Raw genomic sequence first — 22,044 nt, forward strand, 5'->3', positions numbered from 1 at the left:
AGGTGGCCGCGCGCGCCTCAGCCAGCGCGCTGCGGCTCGACCCATCCGATCGTGCCGTCGCCGCGGCGATAGACCATGTTGTACGAACCCGTACCGGCGTTGCGGAACAGCAGCGCCTGGGTGTTGCGCAGGTCGAGCATCATCACCGCGTCGGAGACGCTCGCCTCGGGCACGTCGACACGGGTCTCGGCGATCACCAGCGGCGCGTCGCCGGCCTCGTCCTCGTCGGTCGACTCGGCGAACAGCGTGTAGCCGGCATTGTCATAGCCGTTGCTGTCCTTGTCGGCCTCGGCCGCGGCGTGCGCGGGGGCGCGATCCTTGAGGCGGCGGACATAGCGGCGCAGTTGCTTCTCGATCTTCTCGGCGGCACCGTCGAACGAGAGATGCGCATCATGCGCGTCGTGCCGCCCCTTCAGCACCAGGCCGCGCGTCACGTGCGCGACGATGTCGCAGGTGAAGCCATTGTCGTGCGGGCCCTTGCCGAAGGTGGTCTCGGCCGAGATGGCGCGCGCGAAATATTTGTCAGCGATACCCTGGAGCCGGTCCTGCACATGGGCCTTCAGCGCGTCGCCGATCGCCACCTGGTGACCTGATACCCGGATATCCATACGTTCTTCTCCATCGTTGCCGGTCGAGCCCCTGCCCGGCTGGTGCTAAGCGCGTCATCCGGACGCGTCGGCCCCCCACAGGGGTTCTTTGACCCCCTTCAGAAACGCGGCATGCGCGGCCAGTTCCGCCGCATTCGCCGAAAAGAGCCGCGGCGGCCGCGCGCGCGCCGGCGCCGGCACGCTGCTGGCGGTCGCGGCGGTCACCATGATCGGCTCGCTCACCAGCCCGAGCCCGATCTGCCGACCGCCCTGAAGCTCGACATAGACCTGCGCGAGCAGCTGCGCGTCGAGGAGCGCGCCGTGCAGCACGCGATGCGAGCGATCGATGCCGTAGCGGTTGCACAGCGCGTCGAGCGTGTGCTTGGCGCCGGGGTGGCGCGTGCGTGCGAGCTGGAGCGTGTCGACCATGCGCGAGCGGCACACCGCGGTGCGGCCGCAGCGTTCGAGCTCGCCGTTGAGGAAGGAGAAGTCGAACCCCGCATTGTGTGCGATCAGCGGCGCGTCGCCGATGAACTCGAGCAACGCCTCGACCCCGAGCGCGAACACCGGGTGCTTGGAGAGGAAGTCAATGCGCAGCCCATGGATGCGCGCGGCCTCCTCGGGCATGTCGCGCTCAGGGTGGAAATAGGCGTGGAAGGTGCGCCCGGTCTCGCAGCGGTTGACCAGCTCGACGCAGCCGATCTCCACCATCCGGTCGCCGCCGACGAAGCTCAGCCCCGTGGTCTCGGTATCGAAGACGATCTCGCGCATGCGCAGCGTTATCGACCCGCCGCGGCGCGGGCGCAAGCGATCAGGCGCAGCACCGCCGCGCGCGTCTCGGCGAGCGGCACGTCGGTGGCGATCACCGCGTTGGCGCGCGCGCGCTTCTCGGCGTCGGGCAGCTGGCGCGCGAGGATCGAGTCGAGCTTGGCCGCGGTCATGCCGGGTCGCGCCAGCGTGCGCTCGCGCTGCACCGCCGGCGCGGCGGACACCACCGCGACCTGATCGACCGCGGCGTCGCCTCCGGTCTCGAAGAGCAGCGGGACGTCGAGCACCACCAGCGGCGCGGCGGCGTGGCGCGCGAGAAAACGGGCGCGCTCGGCAGCGACCGCGGGGTGAACGATCGCCTCCAAGTCGCGCAGCGCGACTTCGTCCCCCAGCACGGCGGCGCCGAGCGCGGCGCGGTCGACCCCTGCCGCGCTGGTGGTCCCCGGAAAGCGCGCGGCGATCGCCGCGACCAGCGCGCCGCCCGGGCCTTGCAAGCGGTGGACCACCGCGTCGGCGTCGAACACGGGCACGCCCGCCTCGGCGAACATCCGCGCCACCGTGGTCTTGCCCATGCCGATCGAGCCGGTGAGCCCGAGCACGATCATCGCGCGCTCACGCCAGCAGCAGCGCGCGCAATTGGTCGTCGCGCTCGCGCGGTGGCGCGGCGCCGAAGAACAGCTCGAACGCGAGCGCGGCCTGGCCGATCAGCATCTCCAGACCGTCGACCGTGTCGAGGCCGCGCGCGCGCGCGGCGGCGAGCAGCGGCGTCTCGAGCGGGGCATAGACGATGTCGTAGACGATCGCATCGTCGGGCAACGGATCGAGGTCGAGCGTCAGCGGCGGCTGCCCGGCCATGCCGAGCGCGCTGGTGTTGACCAGCAGCGTGGTATCGGGGCGCAGCCGCGCCTCGAGCGGGAGCGCATCGCCCTTGAGCCCGAAGCCGGCGAGCAGCGCGGCACCCTTGAGCGGCGTGCGATTGAGCAGGGTCACGCGCCCTACCCCCACCTTCGACAGCGCGAACAGCACCGCGCGCGCTGCGCCGCCAGCACCGACCACCGTGACCGCCGCGCCGGCGAGATCGAGGTCGGCGATCGGCGAGAGGAAGCCGGCGGCGTCGGTGTTGGTCGCGGCGAGCTTGCCCGACTCGTCGCGGAACACGGTGTTGGCCGCGCCGATCGAGCCACGCACCCCGCCGGGATCGGGGACATGGTCGAGCGCCGCCACCTTGTGCGGCACGGTGACGTTGCAGCCGCGCCAGTCGGGGTCGCGCGCGCGCGCCGCGAAGAAGCGGCCGAGATCGTCCGCGGCCACCCGCTCGGCGCGATAGTCGCCCATGATCCCCAGCGCCTCCAGCCAGAAACGGTGGATCAGCGGCGACTTGGAATGCGCGATCGGGTCGCCGATCACCTCGGCATAGGGGATCGTCACGTCGGCAGCACCTCGCGCGTGCGGAGATAGTCGAGCACCGGCAGCAGTGGCATGCCGAGCACGGTGAACTGACTGCCCGAGACCTTGGCGAAGAGCTGCACTCCCGGCCCCTCGATCCGGTAGCAGCCCACACAGCCAGCGATCGCGGGCCATTCGGCGTCGAGATAGGTCTCGATGAACGCGTCGGACAGCCGCCGCACGACGATCCGCGCGGCGTCGACGACGCGCCACACCGGCCGGCCATTCTCCGCGATCACGGCGGCGCTGACCAGATCGTGATGACGCCCCGACATGCGCTTGAGATGATCGCGCGCCTCGTCGCGCGATGTCGGCTTGTCGAGCACGCTGCCGTCGTCGAGCACCGCGAGGCTGTCCGACCCGAGCACCAGCGCCCCGGGATGGCGCGCCGAGACCTTGAGCGCCTTCAATTCAGCGAGCGCGTCGGCGAGGTCGCGCGGGCGCGCGCCGGCCATCGCCGCCTTGAGCGCGGCCTCGTCGGCGTACGCCGGCTCGGCGGTGAACGGCACGCCGGCGGCGGAGAGCATGGCGGTGCGCGAGGCGCTCTGCGAGGCGAGGATCAGCATGTCGGTCAGTCCGTGGTGCGCGTGGCGGTACCGCGGCGCTCGTTGACCAACGCGATGATCGCCGCCGCGGTCTCCTCGATCGAGCGGCGCGTGACGTCGATCACGGGCCAGCCGTTGTCGGCGAAGATGCGGCGCGCGAAGGCGATCTCGCGCGCCACCGCGTCCTGGTCGACGTAATCGGTCTCGGGCGCCTGGTTGAGCGAGAGCAGCCGGTTGCGCCGCACCTGGATCAGCCGGTCGGCGCTGGTCGTCAGCCCCACCACCAGCGGATAGTCGAGCGCGAACAGCGAGGCCGGCGGCGGGCTCTCCACCACGATCGGGATGTTGGCGGTCTTGTAGCCACGATTGGCGAGATAGATCGAGGTCGGCGTCTTGGACGAGCGGCTCACCCCGGCGAGGACGATATCGGCCTCCTCCCAGTCCTCGTGCGCGATCCCGTCGTCGTGCGCGATGGTGAACTGGATCGCGTCGACGCGCGCGAAATAGGCGGCGTCGAGCACGTGTTGGCGGCCCGGACGCGCCTTGGCCTGTTGGCCGAGCAGCATCGACAGCGCATCGTTGACCGGGTCGAGCGGCGCTACCGTCGGCAGCCCGAGCGCGCGGCAGCGATTCTCCAGCGCGGCGCGGGTGACCGGGTTCACGAGCGTGAACACGACCAGCCCGGGGTTCTGCGCTATCTCCTGGAGGATGCGGTCGAGGTGCATCTCGGTGCGCACCATCGGCCAGAAATGCCGCACCGTCTCGACGTCGTCATATTGCGCCAGCGCCGCCTTGGCGATGTTCTCCAGCGTCTCGCCGGTGGAGTCGGAGAGCAGATGGAGGTGGAGGCGCACCATCCTCAGCCGCCTGGGGATCGAACTGTGGACAACATGGGGACGCGGGCTAGCGCAACTCGCCCGCGCCGCCAAGCGAGTGCCTCGACGGTGGATGAATCCGATTCCATCCACAATCTCGTCCGCAGCCGCGATGTTCCTCCACAGCCTGTGGATAGCGGGGATGAGGAGCCGCGAATCCCTGACCCTGCGTCGGACTCGCACCGTCAAGCTGTTGGCATTTCCGGTGACGGCGGATTAAGCCACCGCAACCCACGCGCCATCCGCATCAACAGCCTTCTTCGAGATTCTCTTCTCTGAAGGGGGCGAGGACGATCTCACCCGTGCCCACTCCCCCGATCGAGACCATCAAGCCGCTGTTGCGCACGCTCCGAGGCGAGCGGCAGGAGCGGCCGCCGCTGTGGTTGATGCGCCAGGCCGGGCGCTACCTTCCCGAATATCGCGCGCTGCGGGCCGAGAAGGGCGGCTTCCTCGCGCTCGCGACCGATCCCGAGGCCGCGGCCGAGGTGACGCTGCAGCCGATCCGCCGCTTCGGCTTCGACGGCGCGATCCTGTTCTCGGACATCCTGATGGTGCCCTGGGCGCTCGGGCAGGAGCTCAGCTTCGGCGCGGGCGAGGGGCCGCGGCTCGCGCCCGCGCTGGTCGACGCCGCGCTGGCGTCGCTCGCGCCGGTGCCGGCGCGGCTCGATCCGGTCTACGCCACGGTGCGCCGCGTCGCCGCCGCGCTGTCGCCCGCGACCACCTTCCTCGGCTTCGCTGGCTCACCCTGGACGGTGGCGACCTACATGGTCGCGGGCCAGGGCAGCCGCGACCAGGAGGAGACGCGGCTGTTCGCCTATCGCGACCCCGCGGCCTTCGCGGCGATCATCGACGCGGTGGTCGCGCTCACGATCGACTATCTCGCCACGCAGCTCGACGCCGGGGTCGAGGCGGTGCAGCTGTTCGACAGCTGGGCGGGCAGCCTCTCGCCCGAGCAGTTCGAGCGCTGGGTGATCGCGCCCAACCGCGCCATCGTCGACGGCCTGCGCGCGCGCCGCCCCGGCGCGACGATCATCGGCTTCCCCAAGGGCGCGGGCGGCAAGCTCCCCGCTTATGCCGCCGGCACGGCCGTCGACGCGATCGGGCTCGACGAGACCGTCGACCCCGCCTGGGCCGACCGCGTGCTACCGCCGGGGCTGCCGGTGCAGGGCAACCTCGACCCGCTCGCGCTCCGAATCGGCGGCGCCGCGCTCGACCGCGGGATCGACCGCGTGCTCTCCGCCTTCCCCGAGCGGCCGCACGTGTTCAACCTGGGCCATGGCATCGGCCAGCACACGCCGGTGGCGCACGTCGAGGATCTGGTCGCGCGCGTCCGCGGCGCGTAAGGGCGGAGCATGACCATGGCGGGTTTCCTCGGCGCGACCTACGATTGGGTGAAGGCGGCGCACCTCATCTTCGTGATCTTCTGGATGGCAGGCATGTTCATGCTGCCGCGCTACCTCGTCTATCACCAGGAGGGTCTCGCCGACCCGGCCGAGGCGGCGCGCTGGGTCGAGCGCGAGGGCAAGCTGCGCGCGATCATCCTCACGCCCGCGATGATCCTGGTGTGGGTGCTCGGCATCGCGCTCGCGCTCAACGCCGGCATCGCCGACGGTACGCCGGGGCTGGGCTGGCTCCACGCCAAGATCGCTTTGGTCGTGCTGCTGTCGGGCTATCACGGCTGGGCGGTGGGCTATGCGCGCAAGCTCGCCGCTGGCCGTGCGACGCTCTCGAACCGCGCGCTGCGGCTGGTCAACGAGGTGCCCGCGATCGCCGCGGTGCTGATCGTCATCCTGGTGATCGTGAAGCCGTTCTGAGACCGCGCGCGCCGGCTTGACTAAGCCGCGGCCGACTCTTACCTCGCGGCTACGGCGCGATCGGTCCCGGTCTCCCGCCTCCTCTACAGCTTCGTATCTCGAGCGTATTCGCCGGCCGAGCTTCCCCCCACTCCCGAGCACATCGGACACGTCTACATGCATCTCAAGGATTTGAAGAAGAAGGCCCCGGCCGACCTCGTGCAGCTCGCAGAGGAGCTCGGGGTCGAGGGCGCGTCGACCCTGCGCAAGCAGGATCTGATGTTCGCCATCCTCAAGGTCCAGGCCGAGAACGGCGAGCAGATCATGGGCGAGGGCACGATCGAGGTGCTGCCCGACGGCTTCGGCTTCCTCCGCTCGGCGCAGGCCAATTATCTCGCCGGGCCGGACGACATCTACGTCAGCCCCAACCAGGTGCGGAAGCACGGCCTGCGCACCGGCGACACCGTCGAGGGCGAGATCCGCGGGCCCAAGGACGGCGAGCGCTATTTCGCGCTGGTGAAGATCACCCAGGTCAATTTCGAGGACCCTGAGCGCGTCCGCCACCGCGTCAATTTCGACAATCTGACGCCGCTCTACCCCGACGAGCGGCTCAAGATGGAGATCGAGGACCCGACGATCAAAGACCGGTCGGGCCGCGTGCTCGACGTGGTCGTGCCGATCGGCAAGGGTCAGCGCTGCCTCATCGTCGCCCCGCCGCGCGTCGGCAAGACGATCATGATGCAGAACATCGCGCGCGCGATCAGCCACAACCACCCCGAGGTGTTCCTGCTGGTGCTGCTCATCGACGAGCGCCCCGAGGAAGTCACCGACATGTCGCGCACGGTCAACGGCGAGGTGGTCTCGTCCACCTTCGACGAGCCGGCGACGCGCCACGTGCAGGTCGCCGAGATGGTGATCGAGAAGGCCAAGCGTCTGGTCGAGCACAAGAAGGACGTGGTGATCCTGCTCGACAACATCACCCGCCTCGGCCGCGCCTACAACACCGTGGTGCCCTCGTCGGGCAAGGTGCTGACCGGCGGTGTCGACGCCAACGCGCTGCAGCGCCCCAAGCGCTTCTTCGGCGCGGCGCGTAACATCGAGGAAGGCGGCAGCCTCACCATCATCTCGACCTCGCTGATCGATACCGGCAGCCGCATGGACGAGGTGATCTTCGAGGAATTCAAGGGCACCGGCAACGCCGAGATCGTGCTCGACCGCAAGGTCGCCGACAAGCGCATCTTCCCCGCGATCGACGTCGGCAAGTCCGGCACGCGCAAGGAGGAACTGCTGGTCGAGAAGGACAAGCTCAGCAAGATGTGGGTGCTGCGCCGCATCCTGATGCAGATGGGCACCGTCGACGCGATGGAGTTCCTGCTCGGAAAGATGAAGGATTCCAAGACGAACGACGATTTCTTCGACTCGATGAACCAGTGAGCCGCGGTCGCACCCGCGGTCTTCGGAGCGGGCGTGACAGGCGGGTGAAGGCTCGCTCTGCGTAGCAGGCGGTAACTTTTCGCGGGCGGTGCGTTGGTTGGACGTGCCGCCCGTTCGTATCTTCAGGGGAGTGACGTCGTGAGCCTGATCGCCATGCTGGCCGCCGCGGGGGCGGCCGTCGCGCCCCAGGGACCCGGCTCGCTCGGCGACATCTGGCAGCATATCGTCGCCGACTTCTCGAACCTCGGCGATCCCGCCGCGCTCGCCGCGTTCGGCTCGGTGCTGATGATCGACCTGGTGCTGGCGGGCGACAATGCGATCGTGGTCGGCGCGCTGGCCGCCGGCCTGCCCTCGGACCAGCGCAGGAAGGTGATCCTGATCGGCATCGGCGCCGCGCTGGTGCTGCGCATCTTCTTCGCGCTGATCGTCACCTGGCTGATGGGGATCGTCGGGCTGATCTTCGCCGGCGGCCTGCTGCTGCTGTGGGTGAGCTGGAAGTTCTGGCGCGAGATCCGCGCCGGCGGCCACCAGCCCGACGCTGAGGGCAACGGCGACGCCGCCGTCGCGCCCGCGCGCAGCTTCGTCGGCGCGGCCTGGGCGGTCGCGGTCGCGGACGTGTCGATGAGCCTCGACAACGTGCTCGCCGTGGCGGGCGCGGCGCGCGAGCATCCCGGCATCCTCGTCGTCGGCCTGCTGCTGTCGGTCGCGCTGATGGGGCTGGCAGCCAACTTCATCGCGCGGATCATCGATCGCTACCGCTGGATCGCTTATGTCGGCCTCGCGGTCATCCTCTTCGTCGCCGGGCGGATGATCTACGAGGGCTGGGTCGGCGCCGAGAACACGCCGGGCATCGCCTCGCTGCTCGGCTGATCGGATCGCGTCGGGTTCAGGGCGCGTTCAACGCCGCCGCGGCATCACCGGCCAGTCTGACAACGGAGTGACGATGCGTACTTTCCTCGTGCCGCTGGCGGCGATCGCGATGTTCGCCGCACCGGCCGCCGGGCAGGGCAACGATCTCGCCGCGGTCCAGCGCTTCCTCGCCGCGGCCGAGACGATGACCGCCGATTTCAGCCAGACCGATCGCAACGGGCGCGTCCTGACCGGTGCGCTGACGCTCAAGAAGCCGGGCAAGATCCGCTTCCAATATCAGAAGGGCGTGCCGCTGCTCATCGTCAGCGACGGCAAGGCGTTCACCTTCATCGACTATTCGGTGAAGCAGGTGCAGCGCTGGCCGATCGGCAACTCGCCGCTCGGCGTGCTGATCGACCCCAGCCGCGACATCTCGCGCTACGCCAAGGTGGTGCCTTCGCCCAACCCCGACGTGCTGTCGGTCGAGGCGAATGATCCCAAACACCCCGAGTTCGGTCGGATCACGATGGTGTTCGCCCGCGACTCGGCGGCACCGGCGGGGCTGATGCTACAAGGCTGGGTCGCGCTCGACAGCCAGGGCAACCGCACCACGATCCGGCTGAGCGGACAGAAGTTCAACGTGCCGGTCAATGACAGCGCGTTCCGCTGGACCGACCCCCGTCGCCAGGGTCGCAGCGGCTGATAATTTTTCCAATCCGTTCATCTGACTGACAGCTAAATTGTCCTAAATGAAGGTTGCGGGGGCGGACGCCTCGGGGATTTTCCCCCTGTTGCCCTGAGCCCTTCTTCCCCGCTTGCGTGATGAACGCTGTGTCGGCCCTCGCTCCATGCCCCCGGAGCGGGGGCCTTTCACGTTCCGGCCGGCGAGGTGTTTGCGCGACGCGATCGACCGCCTATGTCGCGCGGCGTGAAGATCGTCTCCTGGAACATCAACTCGGTCCGCTTCCGCCTCGACATCGTCGAGCGCTTCCTGCGCGAGGCCGCCCCCGACATCCTGTGCCTGCAGGAAACCAAGGTGATCGACGCGGACTTCCCGGTCGCCGGGTTCCGCGCGCTCGGCTACGACCATGTCCTGCTCAACGGCCAGCGCATGCACCACGGCGTCGCGATCATCAGCCGCGTCCCGATCGAGGCGGACGAGCGACTCGACTGGCAGGCCAATCGCGAGGCGCGTCACCTCGGCGTACGGCTGCCCGGCGGCGTGCGGCTGGAGAACGTCTACGTCCCCGCTGGCGGCGATGTGCCCGACCGGGACGTCAATCCCAAGTTCGGGCAGAAGCTCGACTTCGTGGAACGGATGACGCGTTGGTCCGAGACGCTGAACGTGCCCACCATCCTCACCGGCGACTTCAACATCGCGCCGCTGCCGAGCGACGTGTGGAGCCACAAGGCGCTGCTCAAGGTGGTGAGCCACACTCCCGTCGAGGTGGAGGCGCTCGAGCGGCTGCGCGTGTCGAACGACTGGGTCGATCTCGGCCGCCACTTCCATCCCGCCCCGGCGCGGCTCCACACCTGGTGGAGCTATCGCTCGCCCGACTGGACCAAGAACGATCGCGGCCGCCGTCTCGACCATATGTGGGCAACCGCCGACGTGGCCCGCACCGCGGTCTCGCACACCGTCTTCGAGCCGTGCCGCAGCTGGCTCAAGCCGAGCGACCACGTCCCGATCATGACCGAGTTCGCCTGGTGAACGAGCCGAGCGCCGACCCGCGCGATGCGGCGCGTGCAATCGACGCGATGCGGCGCGGCTGGCCGATCGCGCTCCATGCGCTGGGCGAGCCGCCGCTGGTGCTGCTCGCGGTAGAGACCGCCGACGCCGCGCGGCTCGCCGCCTTCGCGCCCGATGAAGATTATGCGGTGCTGATCTCGGCCGGGCGCGCCGAGACGCTGACGCTGACCAACCAGCGTGCCGCCGCGGCCCCCGACCAGCCGGTGCTGATCGAGCGCGCGCCATGGTTCGGCATGGCACTGGCCACCGCCCTCGCCGACCCGCAGCTCGATCTCGCCACGCCACTCAAGGGGCCTTTTCGTACCGCCGCGCTGGCGAGCCCGATCGCGAGCGCCGCGGCGCTGCGGCTAGCGCGGGTGGCCGGGCTACTCCCCGCCTTCTTCACCAACGGAGTCAAGCCCGCCGTAGCGATCGACGTCGCCGCGATCGACGCGCACGAGGACGCGACCCGACTCGCGATCGCGGTGCGTGCGCGACTTCCCGTCGCACAGGTGGAGGATAGCGAGATTGTCGCCTTCCGCTCGCCCGAGAGCGCCGACGAGCATGTCGCGCTCCTCATCGGGCAGCCCGATGGCTCGCCGCCTTTGGTGCGGCTGCATAGCGAGTGTCTCACCGGCGATGTGCTCGGCAGCCTCAAATGCGACTGCGGTCCGCAGCTCGACGCCGCGATCCGCCGGATCCGCGAGGCCGGCTGGGGCATCCTCCTCTACCTGCGACAGGAAGGTCGAGGGATCGGGCTGGTCAACAAGCTTCGTGCTTATGCGTTGCAGGATCAAGGCTATGACACCGTCGACGCCAATATGCGGCTCGGCTTCGCGGTGGACGCGCGCGACTTCGGCGTGGCGGCGCGGATGCTGGTCCTGCTTGGGCAGGATCGGGTCCGACTGCTGACCAACAATCCTGCCAAGGTCACGGGGTTGGAGGCGGCCGGGGTGACGGTCGTCGAGCGCGTCCCGCATGCGCTGCCGGCCAATCCACACAACGAACGATATCTCGCGACCAAACGCGATCGCACCGGGCACCAGTTCTGACCGCCGTGTCGTTCAGGCGAGCAGCCGCGCCACCTCGTCGAAGTCACGCGCGATGGCACTCACCCCGATCGCGCGCAGGCGCTCGGCATGGTCGGCGCCGCAATGAGTCGCCGCGACGAGCCCGATGACATAGGCGCCGCTGGCCACCGCACCGGTCGCACCGACGGGTGAGTCCTCGATCACCGCGCAGCGCTCGATCGGTATGCCGAGCTGGGCCGCGCCGTAGAGGTAGAGATCGGGAGCGGGCTTGCCGTGTTCGACGTGCTCGGCGCCGGAATAGAGGTGTTCACCGAATGCGTCCGCCAAGCCGAGATGGGCGAGATGGGCCCGGATCCAGCGCACGCGGCTCGACGACACCACCGCGCGCGGCAAGGTCACCGGCAGCGAGCGCACGAAGCGCACCGCACCGGCGACCTCTTCGATGCCTTCGGCGAGACAGCGTTCGTCTTCCTCCATCCGTGCGGCGCGGAAATCATCGGGCAAGGGGCCGCCGATGAACCGCTCGACTGCGCCGGTGAAATCGCGCCCCGACAATCCCATGAATGTCGCCATCGCCTGTTCGGGCGTGATCCGGTGACCGATGTCGGTCAGATAGGCGGCGAGATGGCGGTTGCCACTTGCCTCGCTCTCGATCAGCACGCCGTCGAAGTCGAACAACAGCGCGTCCACTCGTCCGACCCCGCTCACGGCCGCGCCCCGAACAACGCCGAACCGACACGCACATGAGTCGCGCCCAGCGTCACCGCGGTATCGAGGTCGCCTGACATCCCCATGCTCAACCCCGCCAGCCCGTTATCGCGCGCCAGCTTGGCGCAGAGCGCGAGATAGGGTGCGGCTTCCACCTCGGCAGGGGGCAGGCACATCAGCCCCGCCACCGTCAGCCCCGCGCCGCGCGCGACCCGGAGCAACGCGGGCAGGTCGCTGATCGCGCAGCCGCCTTTCTGCGGCTCGTCCCCGATATTGACCTGCACGTAGCAATCGGGCTGGCGCCCGCTGGCTTCGATCGCGCGCGCCACCGCGTCGATCAGCGAGCGACGATCGATCGAGTGGATCGCCTGCGCGATAGCGACTGCCTCGGCTGCCTTGTTCGACTGCAACTGCCCGATCAGGTGGAGCCGGGTGTCGGGATAGTCCGCGATCAACCCCGGCCATTTTGCCTGCGCTTCCCGGACTCGATTCTCGCCGAAATCCCGTACGCCCGCGGCGAGCAGTGGGCGAATCGCCGCGGCGTCCTGCGTCTTCGACACGGCGATCAGCGTGATGTCGGCGGGATCACGGCGCGCGAGACGGGCGGCATGCGCGATCCGGTCGCGCACCGCGCCGAGTTGGGTGACCGTGGCGGTGCGGGAAAGGTCGTCGTCGATCATGCCGCGCGCTATACGGTCGCGGATGCACCGCCGCCACCCCGACCGCTGGCTGATGACCGACGAACGGCTCGGCGATCGATTATGGGAGGCGGTCGATCGGTTGCCGCGCGGCGCGGGTATCGTCTTCCGCCATCACGCCACGCCCGCGGCGGAGCGCGCGCGGCTGTTCGAGCGTCTTCGCGCGATCGCGCGCCGCCGTCGATTGATCCTCGTTCGCGCGGGTCGCACTGCCTTGCGTGGGGAGGACGGCACGCATGGTCGACGCGGGCGCGGACTCGTGACGTGGCCCGTCCATGATCGGCGTGAGGCGATCGCGGCTGCCCGTGCGGGAGCGGCGATCGCCTTCGTCTCGCCCGTGTTCGCCACGCGCTCGCATCCTGGTGCATCCACCCTAGGACCTTTGCGCGCGTCGTTGCTTACCCGCGGTCTTCCTCTGACGCCGATCGCGCTCGGCGGGATGGATCCCCGCTCGTTCCGCCGGCTCCGCTCTCTCGGTTTCGCCGGCTATGCCGGGATCGACGTGTGGGATGGCCCCTTCCCTTCGTCTCCGTCGAGATGCTCGGCGAAGAAGGCGGCGGTTCGTGCGTCGGCGGTTACCGCCGCCGCATCGGAGCGTCGCCGCCCGAACTCGGTCGCGAAGCCGTGATCCTCGCCGGGATAATCATATAGTGTGACGCGCGGGTGTGAGCCGAGCCCGTCGTGCATCGCGCGCTGCGTCTTGGCATCGACGAAGCCGTCGGCGCCCGCGATATGCAGCATGAGCGGTCGGGCGATCGCGTGGCTCTCCCCCAGCAATTGATCGATGCCCACGGCATAATAGCCGACGCTCGCGTCCACGTCGGTGCGCGCCGCGGTGAGATAGGCTAGCCGACCGCCGAGGCAATATCCCACGGCACCGACGCGGCCGTTGCTCTCCGACCGCGCGTAGCGGATCGTCGCTTCGATATCGCGGATCGCGGTGTCCTGATCGAACCGCCCCATCAGGGCCAACGCCGCTTCCATCTGCTCAGGGATATCGGGGTCGAGTTCCGTTCCGGGAGCGATGCGCCAGAACAGGTCGGGGGCGATCGCGAGATAGCCCGCTTCCGCCAGCGTGTCACACTTGCGCCGGATACCCGCGTTGATCCCGAAGATCTCCTGGATCACGACGATCGCGGCGCGCGGTGGACGGCCAGGATCGGCGCGGTACACGGGCATCGTGGCGCCGTCCAAGGTGGCAATCGTGGTCGAGGCCGTCATCAGCATGTCTCCGCGCGCCGGTGCGTCGTGGCGTTGCGACACGCGTGCGGACCGGGGCATAAGCGAGGCTTACGCTAAGGCGCGTCGCGGGCGTACTCAAGGAGCAGCGGCAATGAAGGTGACGATCGAGCTAGACTGTACCCCCGAAGAGGCGCGCCGCATGATGGGGTTGCCGGACCTCACCCCGCTCCACGATCTTTATGTCGATCGGATGCGCGAGGCGCTCGATGGGAAGGTGTCGCCGGAGCTCGTGACCGCGTTGATGCGGACCTGGTCACCTGAGGCGGGTATGGACTTCTGGCGCCAGATGTTCGCGTCCGGCGGCGTGACGAAGACCGGCGGATGAGTGACGATACGATCTACGCTCTGTCCAGCGGCCGGCCGCCCGCGGCGATCGCAGTAGTGCGCGTCAGCGGGCCGGCCGTGGCGCGTGTCGCGACTAGGTTGAGCGGCGCCCTCCCCTCCCCGCGCCGGGCGACACTCCGCACGTTGCGCGATGATGCGGGACAGGCGCTCGATCGCGCGCTGGTGATGTTTTTTCCGGGGCCTGGCAGCGCCACAGGAGAGGATCTGCTCGAACTGCATCTTCATGGCGGGCGTGCCGTCGTGGCCGCGGTCGAGACGGCGCTCGGTCACATGCCTGGGCTCCGGCGCGCGGAGCCGGGCGAGTTTACCCGTCGCGCGCTGAGCAACGGCCGGATCGATCTCGCTCAGGCGGAGGGTTTGGCGGACCTGCTTGAGGCGGAGACCGACGCGCAACGGCGCAATGCCTTAGCGTTGTCAGATGGGGTGCTGAGCCAGAGAGCCGATCGCTGGATGACGGCGTTGAGCGATGCGGCGGCGATGGTAGAAGCCGCGATCGATTATGATGGAGAGGATGAAGTTGGCCAGGTCGATATGGATCGAACCACTGCGATCGTCGACCGCGTACAGGCCGATATGCAGAGCCTCTTGGATCAGCCATCGACCGAACGGCTGCGCGATGGCTTGGTGGTGGTCCTCGCGGGGCCGCGCAACGCCGGCAAGTCTTCACTGTTCAACGCGCTGGTAGAACGCGAGGCAGCGATCGTGACCTCGATCGCCGGTACGACGCGGGATGCGCTCGAGGCGCAGGTGGTCAGGGCGGGCGTCCCTTTTCGGCTGGTCGATACGGCCGGCCTCGTCGAGGAGACCGATGATCCTGTCGAGCGGATCGGTATCGCACGCGCACGCGGCCTCATTGGGGAAGCTGACATTCTCCTGTGGTTGGGTAGCGTGACCGACGCGCCCGCTGGAGCTTGGCTGATCGCTGCCAAGGCTGATCTTTGCACCGGTCCTGGCATGCCGACGTCGATCCATCAGCCAGAGAGTGTGGCCGCGCTCTGGTCGCGACTGGTCGAGCATGGATCATCGATGTTGTCGGCAGGCGATGATCTTTCCCTGAGTCAGCGGCAGCGAGATATCGTCAGCCATGTTCTTCCGCTGCTTGCCTCGGCTTCGGCCGAGGCTGACATCCTCATCAAAGCGGACCACTTGCGAGTTGCACGGAAAGCGCTTGGCGCGCTAACCGGGCGAGACGCGACCCTAGCGCTGCTGGATGCGCTGTTCGGGCGATTTTGCCTCGGCAAGTGAGATGTTCCACGTGAAACAATTCGATGTTCTCGTCATCGGCGGCGGGCACGCGGGCGTGGAGGCAGCCGCCGCTGCGGCCCGACGCGGCGCGAAAGTCGGGCTAGTCACCCACTCCGCCGCAACGATCGGAGTGATGTCATGCAACCCGTCGATTGGCGGCGTTGGCAAAGGACACTTAGTACGCGAGATCGACGCGCTGGATGGGCTCATGGGGAGAGCAGCCGACTCCGCAGCGATCCACTGGCGCATGCTCAACCGATCGAAAGGATCGGCCGTCCATGGCCCGCGCGTCCAGGCCGACCGACGTCGATATCGCCACAGCATCATTCAGCAGCTATCGCATATGCCGGCGATCACGATCGTTCAGGGGGAAGCCACGAAGCTCGTGCTTCGAGGTGGAGTGCTTGTTGGCGTCGAGTTGGACGACGGGGATACAATTCAGACGCGCGCGCTTGTGATAGCGACCGGAACCTTTCTAGGAGGGCGACTTTTTCGGGGTGATGATCGTCAGGTCGGCGGTCGGATCGATGAACGAGCTGCGACGATCCTTGGCGCTGAAATGCGAGCACTCGGGTTGCCGATGGGGCGGTTGAAGACCGGGACGCCGCCTCGGCTTGACGGACGTACAATCGATTGGGCTGCTCTCGCGCCGCAACCTTCCGATCGCGAGCACTGGTCCATGTCGTTCATGCCATGCTCGTCCCGACTGCCCCAGCTTCATTGCGCGATCACTCGCACTAACGAACGAACCCACGCGATCGTCCGTGATGGCCTGGCATCGTCGCCGCTTCTGACAGGGGCGATCACGGGTGAAGGGCCACGCTACTGCCCCTCGATCGAGGACAAAATCAATCGGTTCGGGGATCGCGACGGGCACCAGATCTTCTTGGAGCCCGAAGGTCTGGATGATCACCTCATCTACCCGAATGGTATTTCTACGTCGTTGTCGTCAGCCATCCAGGAACAGATGATCAAGAGTATCGACGGACTCGGGCGGGCAGAGATCGTCGCACATGGTTATGCGGTGGAGTACGACTTCATCGATCCGCGCTCGCTCGATCGACGCTTGGCGCTAACGGCACTCGACGGGGTGTTCTGCGCGGGTCAGATCAATGGCAGCACTGGCTATGAGGAAGCTGCCGCGCAGGGCCTGATCGCCGGTGCCAACGCGGCGGCTCGCGCCTGTGACCTTGAGCCGCTGATCCTGGATCGCACTTCCAGTTACCTTGGAGTGATGATCGATGATCTCGTTCTCCAGGGAGTGAGCGAGCCTTATCGCATGCTCACCGCTCGGGCTGAATACAGGTTGCTGCTACGCGCCGATAATGCCGAAACGAGATTGACGCCGCTGGGCTTGGAGCGAGGCCTGATCTCGGAAAAACGCCTACGTCATTTCGTTCGGCGGGAGCGCGACCGAGCGTTGATCCGCGCGGGGCACGTCGATGACATGGAGGCAGCACTGATCCAAGAGGTGGAGGAAGATCGCCGCTACGCCCCCTACCTCGCCCGCCAGTCGGACGAGATCGAGCGGATGCGGCGAGATGGCGCCGTGCCCATCCCACGAGGCACTGCGTTGAATGCAATCGCGGGCTTGTCAAACGAGATGATCGATCGCCTGACACTGGCCGATCCCACCACCCTCGATGAGGCATCGCGCGTCCGCGGCGTGACGCCAGCCGCGCTTTCTGCTCTTTGGCTACATACGCGCAAGATGATCGCATGACCGAGGACGACGCGCTGGCTTGGTTGAGAAGGAGCTTCGGCGACGGCGCGGTCGATCGTTTGCAGCTTTATGTCCAGCTTCTGATTGAAGAGAACGAGCAGCAGAACCTCATTGCTCCGGCGACGGTGCCGACGATCTGGGCTCGGCATATCCTTGATTCCGCACAGCTACTGTCGCTCGCGCCGCGATCTTGGGGAACATGGCTGGACGTAGGTACCGGAGCGGGCTTGCCTGGGCTGGTCGTCGCCATCCTGACGAACGGAAGAATATGGTTGGCAGAGCCACGGGCCCGGCGCGTAGAATTCTTGAACGCTGTGATATCGCGGTTTAATCTTAGCGAGACCGTCGTGCTTAAAGCACGGGTTGAGTCGGTTGAGACCGGCGCCGTCGACGTCATATCTGCGCGCGCAGTCGCGCCACTCGACACCCTGCTCGAGAGCACCTCGCATCTTCGCCATAGCGGGACACGGTACGTGCTCCCCCGCGGGCGAAATGCTGCTACGGAGATCGATGCAGCGGCAGCGCGATGGAAGGGAGTGTTCCACGTGGAACATAGCCTCACTGATCCGGAGTCGCTGATTGTCGTCGCGGATGGAGTTCGCGCCTGATGTTCTGCATCGCTATTGCCAACCAGAAGGGCGGCGTGGGTAAGACCACGAGCGCGATCAATCTCGCGACCGCACTCGCGGCCTCTGGCCACCGCGTTCTCCTGATCGACCTCGATCCACAGGGTAACGCCTCGACCGGACTCGGCATCAACCAGGCGCAACGTGAGCGGTCGAGCTATGACGTTCTGCTCGACGAGGCAGATTTGTCGGCGACCGCGGTCGCGAGTGGTATACCGCTACTCGACGTTATCCCAGCGACCGTTGATCTGTCCGGCGCTGAGATCGAACTGGTCGAGTCGAGTGATCGTACGCACCGCCTTCGCCGCGCGCTCGATCGGTCGGAGCATCGATGGGACGTCGTGCTGATCGACTGCCCCCCCTCCCTCGGGCTCCTCACCATCAACGCGATGGTGGCGGCCGACGCCCTGCTCGTTCCTCTTCAGTGTGAGTTTTTCGCGCTCGAGGGGCTCAGTCAGTTGCTCAACACCGTCGAGCGGATCCGCTCACGCTTCAACCCTGCGCTGTCGATCCTCGGGGTGGCGCTCACCATGTTCGATCGGCGCAACCGGCTGACGGAGCAGGTCTCGGCAGATGTCCGCGCCGTACTGGGCAAAGTGGTGTTCGACACCGTCATCCCGCGCAACGTTCGCCTGTCAGAAGCTCCCAGCCACGGACTGCCAGCGCTGATCTACGACCATCGATGCAGCGGGTCAGAGGCCTATATGGCGCTCGCGCGCGAGCTGATCAAACGACTACCCCAAGAGGAGAATGTAGCGGCATGAGTGACGCAGGAGCGCGCCGACCGAAGAGCGGCCTCGGCCGCGGATTGAACGCGCTGCTGGGCGACGTGGCACAGGACGAGCGGGAGGCGAAGGACGCGCCGACGAGGGGTGCGGTACGGTTGATCCCGGTCTCGGCGATCGCCCCCCACCCCGATCAGCCGCGGCGGCATTTCGACGAGGCCGCGCTCGACGAACTCGCCGCCTCGATCAGCGAGCGCGGACTGATCCAGCCGATCATCGTTCGTCCGCATGGCCATGATTACCAGATCGTCGCGGGTGAACGACGCTGGCGTGCGGCGCAGCGCGCCCGCCTGCATGAAGTGCCCGTCGTCGTCCGCGACTATAGCGACAGCGAGACGCTCCAGATCGCGTTGCTGGAGAACATCCAACGGCAGGATCTCAACGCGATCGAGGAAGCACGCGCCTATCAGCGGTTGATCGACGAGTTCGGCCATACGCAGGACGCCCTCGCCCGTGCGGTTCACAAGTCGCGCAGCCATGTCGCCAATCTGCTGCGCCTGCTCGACTTGCCGGAAGATGTTCAGTCGCGGGTCGTCGAAGGCACGCTGACGATGGGCCATGCGCGGGCGATGATCGGGGCGGACGATCCCGGCGCGCTGGCGGATCAAGTCGTCGCCCAGGGTCTGTCGGTGCGGCAGACCGAGAAGCTGGCAAGCCAAGGCAAACGCGGTACGCGCGACAGCGGCGAGACACGTTCTGAGCCGCGCCGCGTCGCGCCTGCAAGCACGGGCAGCGCCGACATCGAAGCGCTCGAACGTCAGCTCGCCGACCTTCTGGGGCTGCGCGTCCATATCAGCTTCAACGACGATGGTAGGGGCTCGATCACGCTCGATTACAGCTCGTTGGAGCAGCTCGACATGGTGTGTCAGCGGCTGAGCGGAGAGCGGATTTGATCGGCGACGCGGCACCCATCTGCTGCGCCGCTTAATCGATCCGCATCGCCTCCGCCGCCAGCGCCTCGGCCTCGATCAGCAGCGAGTCGTCGGCGCTGCCCGTCGCCACCTTCTCACGCCCGATCAGCGTCAGCACCGGCACCGCCAGCGGGGTGACGCGCGGTAGGTCGACGTGCACCATCGTGTCGGCGGCGCGGTCGAGCAGGTCGGCGAGCCGGCCGACGTCGGTCATGCGCGCGCGCGCATCTGCCCAGGCGGCCTGGAGCAGCACGTGGCCGGGTTCATATTGGCGCAGCACGTCGTAGATCAGGTCGGTCGAGAAGGTGACCTGCCGCCCGGTCTTGCGCTTGCCCGGGTGCTGGCGCTCGACCAGCCCACCGATCACCGCCACCTCGCGGAAGGCGCGTTTGAGCAGGTGCGAGCGCTCGACCCATTCGACGAACTCATGCTCGAGGATGTCGGCCGAGAACAAGGCCGCCGGATCGGTCACGCGCTCCAGCCCGTAGCAGGCGATCGCATAATCGTTGGCGACGAAGCCGAGCGGCTTGAGCCCGAGCGTCTCCATCCTTTTGGTCACCAGCATGCCGAGCGACTGGTGCGCGTTCCAGCCCTCGAAGCTATAGGCGACCATGTAGTGGCGCCCCTCGCGCGGGAAGGTCTCGACCAGCAGTTGCTCGGGCGCTGGCAGAGTCGAGCGGCGCGACTGGATCTCGAGCCACTCATGCACGTCGGCGGGGAAGCGGTGCCACTCGCCCGGCTCGGCGAGGAAGCGGCGTACGCGGCTGGCGAGATTGGTCGAGAGCGGCATACGGCTGCCGCCGTAGGTCGGGATCCGCGCCGGCCGGCTGGTGGCGCGGACAATCAAGTCCTCGGTGTCGATCTTCTCGACCTCGAGGCTCAGCCCGGCGAAGAAGAAGGTGTCGCCGTGGCTCAGCGTCGCGGCGAACCCCTCCTCCACCTTGCCGAGCGCGCGACCGTTGCGGAAGCGCACCTTGAGCATCGTCGCCTCGACGATGATCCCGGCGTTGAGCCGGTGCTGCGCGACGAAGCGCGGGTGGCTGACGCGCCACGTCCCGTCCGCATCCTGCGTCAGTCGCTTGAACCGGTCGTATGCCTTGAGCGAGTAGCCGCCGTCGCGGATGAAGCCGAGCACGCGCTCGAACAGCTCGTCGGTCAGCGCCGAATACGGCAGCGCCGAGCGCACCTCGGCCAGCATCGCGCGCTGGTCGAACGGCGCGGCGCAGGCGCAGGCCATCAGATGCTGCGCCAGCACGTCGAGCGCGCCCATACGGAACACGTCGGCGTCGAGCTCGCCCGCCTCCACCGCGTCGAGCGCGGCGCGCGCCTCGAGATATTCGAAGCGGTTGCCGGGCACGAGGATCGCCTCGCTGGGCACGTCGAGGCGGTGGTTGCTGCGCCCGATCCGCTGCAGCAGCCGCGACGAGCCCTTGGGCGCGCCCATCTGGATCACGCAATCGACGTCGCCCCAGTCGACGCCGAGGTCGAGGCTGGCGGTCGCCACCAAGGCGCGCAGCCGCCCCGCCGCCATCGCGCCCTCCACCTTACGCCGCGCCTCTTTCTCGAGGCTGCCGTGGTGGATGCCGATCGGCAGCTGCATCGCATTGGCCTTCCACAGGTCCTGGAAGATCAGCTCGGCGAGGCTGCGGGTGTTGCAGAAGACGATCGAGGTGCGGTGGGTCTCGATCTCGGCCATCACCTGCTCGGCGGCGTAGCGACCAGAGTGGCCCGCCCAGGGCACGCGGTCCTCGGGCAGCAGGATGGCGATGTCGGGGTCGGGGCCGGGCTCGCCCTCGACCAGCGCGACCTGGTCGATGTCGCCGTCGGGGGCGAGCCAGGCGCGATAGCCGTCGGGGTCGGCGACCGTGGCGGAGAGCGCGACGCGGCGACACGCCGGCGCGATCGTCTGCAACCGCGCCATGCACAAGGATAGCAGGTCGCCGCGCTTGCCGGTGGCAAAGGCATGGACCTCGTCGACCACGATCGTGCGCAGCCCCGCGAACATGGTGAAGCTGTCCGGGTAGCTCAGCAGCAGCGACAGCGACTCGGGCGTGGTCAGCAGGATCTGCGGCGGACGGACGCGCTGGCGCGCCTTGCGGTCGGACGGCGTGTCGCCGGTGCGGGTCTCGACGCGGATGTCGGCGCCCATCTCGTCGATCGGGGTGACGAGGTTGCGCTGGATGTCGACCGCCAACGCCTTGAGCGGCGAGACGTAGAGCGTGTGCAGGCCATCGCGCGGAGTCTCGATCAGCTCGGCGAGCGTCGGGAGGAAGCCCGCGAGCGTCTTGCCCGCGCCGGTCGCGGCGATCAGCAGCGTGTGGTGGCCGGCGCGCGCCTGGTCGAGCATGTCGAGCTGATGCCGACGCGGCTGCCACCCGCGGCGCGCGAACCAGTCGGAGAGGAGCGGGGGAAGCGCGGCCAAGGTGCGTGAGATGTAGCGACGCGCCGGGGTGGGGCAAGGTGCTCCGCCTACCGCTTGCCCCCCATCACCCGCGTCACGGCGTGCGCGCGCGATCCTCGGCCGACTGTTCCTTGTACAAGGTGCGCGTGGCGTCCTCGGTGCGCGCCTCCTCGTGGCGACTGCGACGGTTGCGCAGGATCGCGAACAACAGCGCCGCGACCAGGATGATCGGCCCGACGATCACCACGAAGCTCCACAGGCCATCGCCCGCCATGTCACTCTCCGTTCGCTGTTTCTTGCCTC

The 22,044-nt window shown here is 67.9% G+C and carries 25 protein-coding genes and 1 pseudogene; 14 read left to right on the forward strand and 12 right to left on the reverse strand.

From position 1 onward, the window contains the following. Positions 1-17 precede the first annotated feature (17 nt). From raiA to EV292_RS06655, 6 genes are read right to left on the reverse strand one after another with little or no spacing between them, the layout of a single operon-like run. Positions 18-608, reverse strand: coding sequence for a ribosome-associated translation inhibitor RaiA (gene raiA, locus EV292_RS06630; protein WP_132908424.1), 591 nt, complete (start codon positions 606-608; stop codon positions 18-20). Positions 609-662: 54 nt separating this feature from the next. Beyond that, positions 663-1,358 carry a DNA polymerase III subunit epsilon gene (gene dnaQ, locus EV292_RS06635; RefSeq protein WP_132908425.1) on the reverse strand — a complete coding sequence of 232 codons (696 nt, stop codon included), beginning with the start codon at positions 1,356-1,358 and terminating at the stop codon, positions 663-665. An 8-nt stretch (positions 1,359-1,366) separates the two neighbouring features. Beyond that, positions 1,367-1,960: a dephospho-CoA kinase gene (gene coaE / locus EV292_RS06640; protein ID WP_132908426.1), complete on the reverse strand. Its 594-nt coding sequence runs from the start codon at positions 1,958-1,960 to the stop codon at positions 1,367-1,369. Positions 1,961-1,967: 7 nt separating this feature from the next. Next, entirely contained in the window at positions 1,968-2,777 is an 810-nt protein-coding gene (locus tag EV292_RS06645; protein WP_132908844.1) for a shikimate dehydrogenase, read from the reverse strand. A 2-nt stretch (positions 2,778-2,779) separates the two neighbouring features. Continuing rightward, entirely contained in the window at positions 2,780-3,367 is a 588-nt protein-coding gene (locus EV292_RS06650) for a nucleoside triphosphate pyrophosphatase (protein WP_132908427.1), read from the reverse strand. A gap of 5 nt (positions 3,368-3,372) precedes the next feature. Further along, positions 3,373-4,203: a pyruvate, water dikinase regulatory protein gene (locus EV292_RS06655; protein ID WP_132908428.1), complete on the reverse strand. Its 831-nt coding sequence runs from the start codon at positions 4,201-4,203 to the stop codon at positions 3,373-3,375. Positions 4,204-4,523: 320 nt separating this feature from the next. On the opposite strand from EV292_RS06655, the gene hemE reads away from it, so the two are divergent. From hemE to ribA, 7 genes are all read left to right on the forward strand, one after another. Continuing rightward, on the forward strand, positions 4,524-5,564 hold the full coding sequence (gene hemE / locus EV292_RS06660) for a uroporphyrinogen decarboxylase (RefSeq protein ID WP_132908429.1): 1,041 nt from the start codon (positions 4,524-4,526) through the stop codon (positions 5,562-5,564). 15 nt (positions 5,565-5,579) lie between these two features. After that, entirely contained in the window at positions 5,580-6,035 is a 456-nt protein-coding gene (locus tag EV292_RS06665; RefSeq protein WP_132908430.1) for a CopD family protein, read from the forward strand. Positions 6,036-6,191: 156 nt separating this feature from the next. Further along, complete coding sequence (rho, locus tag EV292_RS06670; RefSeq protein ID WP_132908431.1) at positions 6,192-7,448, forward strand: transcription termination factor Rho; 1,257 nt, start codon at positions 6,192-6,194, stop codon at positions 7,446-7,448. Positions 7,449-7,601: 153 nt separating this feature from the next. Next, positions 7,602-8,318 (forward strand): TerC family protein, encoded by a 717-nt coding sequence (locus EV292_RS06675; RefSeq protein ID WP_207913379.1) that lies wholly within the window; start codon positions 7,602-7,604, stop codon positions 8,316-8,318. A 73-nt stretch (positions 8,319-8,391) separates the two neighbouring features. Further along, the gene (locus EV292_RS06680) at positions 8,392-9,000 is read left to right on the forward strand and encodes an outer membrane lipoprotein carrier protein LolA (RefSeq protein ID WP_132908432.1); all 609 of its coding nucleotides are present in this window, start codon (positions 8,392-8,394) and stop codon (positions 8,998-9,000) included. Between the two features lie 213 nt (positions 9,001-9,213). Continuing rightward, positions 9,214-10,008, forward strand: a complete 795-nt coding sequence (locus EV292_RS23055; RefSeq protein WP_243693644.1) for an exodeoxyribonuclease III — start codon at positions 9,214-9,216, stop codon at positions 10,006-10,008. 47 nt (positions 10,009-10,055) lie between these two features. Then, positions 10,056-11,078, forward strand: a complete 1,023-nt coding sequence (gene ribA / locus EV292_RS23060) for a GTP cyclohydrolase II (RefSeq protein WP_132908846.1) — start codon at positions 10,056-10,058, stop codon at positions 11,076-11,078. A gap of 12 nt (positions 11,079-11,090) precedes the next feature. Here the strand turns inward: ribA and EV292_RS06695 are convergent, their stop codons facing one another. From EV292_RS06695 to EV292_RS23425, 3 genes are all read right to left on the reverse strand, one after another. Next, positions 11,091-11,738, reverse strand: coding sequence for an HAD family phosphatase (locus EV292_RS06695; RefSeq protein WP_243693676.1), 648 nt, complete (start codon positions 11,736-11,738; stop codon positions 11,091-11,093). Between the two features lie 23 nt (positions 11,739-11,761). Further along, positions 11,762-12,445, reverse strand: coding sequence for a YggS family pyridoxal phosphate-dependent enzyme (locus tag EV292_RS06700; protein WP_132908435.1), 684 nt, complete (start codon positions 12,443-12,445; stop codon positions 11,762-11,764). A 79-nt stretch (positions 12,446-12,524) separates the two neighbouring features. Beyond that, a complete protein-coding gene (locus tag EV292_RS23425) occupies positions 12,525-12,821 on the reverse strand; it encodes a hypothetical protein (RefSeq protein WP_165927030.1) in 297 nt (98 codons plus the stop codon). Between EV292_RS23425 and EV292_RS23430 the strand changes: the two are divergent. After that, positions 12,756-12,902 (forward strand): annotated as a pseudogene (locus EV292_RS23430) (thiamine phosphate synthase); the annotation flags it as partial. The gene EV292_RS23425 and the pseudogene EV292_RS23430 sit on opposite strands and share 66 nt — an antisense overlap. Before the next feature lie 47 nt (positions 12,903-12,949). On the opposite strand, the gene EV292_RS06710 reads toward EV292_RS23430, so the two are convergent. After that, positions 12,950-13,684 carry a dienelactone hydrolase family protein gene (locus EV292_RS06710; RefSeq protein WP_132908437.1) on the reverse strand — a complete coding sequence of 245 codons (735 nt, stop codon included), beginning with the start codon at positions 13,682-13,684 and terminating at the stop codon, positions 12,950-12,952. Between the two features lie 112 nt (positions 13,685-13,796). Between EV292_RS06710 and EV292_RS06715 the strand changes: the two genes are divergently transcribed. The 6 genes from EV292_RS06715 to EV292_RS06740 are packed head-to-tail and all read left to right on the forward strand — an operon-like array spanning position 13,797 to position 19,322. Further along, positions 13,797-14,030, forward strand: a complete 234-nt coding sequence (locus EV292_RS06715) for a DUF6489 family protein (RefSeq protein WP_132908438.1) — start codon at positions 13,797-13,799, stop codon at positions 14,028-14,030. Continuing rightward, a complete protein-coding gene (gene mnmE, locus EV292_RS06720) occupies positions 14,027-15,295 on the forward strand; it encodes a tRNA uridine-5-carboxymethylaminomethyl(34) synthesis GTPase MnmE (protein ID WP_132908439.1) in 1,269 nt (422 codons plus the stop codon). The genes EV292_RS06715 and mnmE overlap by 4 nt, the downstream gene beginning before the upstream one ends. A gap of 1 nt (position 15,296) precedes the next feature. Then, positions 15,297-17,018, forward strand: a complete 1,722-nt coding sequence (mnmG, locus tag EV292_RS06725; RefSeq protein WP_132908847.1) for a tRNA uridine-5-carboxymethylaminomethyl(34) synthesis enzyme MnmG — start codon at positions 15,297-15,299, stop codon at positions 17,016-17,018. Then, on the forward strand, positions 17,015-17,626 hold the full coding sequence (gene rsmG, locus EV292_RS06730; RefSeq protein ID WP_132908440.1) for a 16S rRNA (guanine(527)-N(7))-methyltransferase RsmG: 612 nt from the start codon (positions 17,015-17,017) through the stop codon (positions 17,624-17,626). Before mnmG ends, rsmG begins: the two co-directional genes overlap by 4 nt. Then, positions 17,626-18,408, forward strand: coding sequence for a ParA family protein (locus EV292_RS06735; protein WP_132908441.1), 783 nt, complete (start codon positions 17,626-17,628; stop codon positions 18,406-18,408). Before rsmG ends, EV292_RS06735 begins: the two co-directional genes overlap by 1 nt. Further along, positions 18,405-19,322 (forward strand): ParB/RepB/Spo0J family partition protein, encoded by a 918-nt coding sequence (locus EV292_RS06740; RefSeq protein WP_132908442.1) that lies wholly within the window; start codon positions 18,405-18,407, stop codon positions 19,320-19,322. The genes EV292_RS06735 and EV292_RS06740 overlap by 4 nt, the downstream gene beginning before the upstream one ends. Positions 19,323-19,353: 31 nt before the next feature. Here the strand turns inward: EV292_RS06740 and EV292_RS06745 are convergent, their stop codons facing one another. Together EV292_RS06745 and EV292_RS06750 are read right to left on the reverse strand one after the other, a co-directional pair. Further along, a complete protein-coding gene (locus tag EV292_RS06745) occupies positions 19,354-21,762 on the reverse strand; it encodes a ligase-associated DNA damage response DEXH box helicase (protein ID WP_132908443.1) in 2,409 nt (802 codons plus the stop codon). A 73-nt stretch (positions 21,763-21,835) separates the two neighbouring features. Continuing rightward, positions 21,836-22,015, reverse strand: coding sequence for a hypothetical protein (locus EV292_RS06750; protein WP_132908444.1), 180 nt, complete (start codon positions 22,013-22,015; stop codon positions 21,836-21,838). Positions 22,016-22,044: the final 29 nt, after the last annotated feature.

The organism is Sphingomonas sp. BK235 (assembly GCF_004345855.1).
Taxonomy (GTDB): domain Bacteria; phylum Pseudomonadota; class Alphaproteobacteria; order Sphingomonadales; family Sphingomonadaceae; genus Sphingomonas.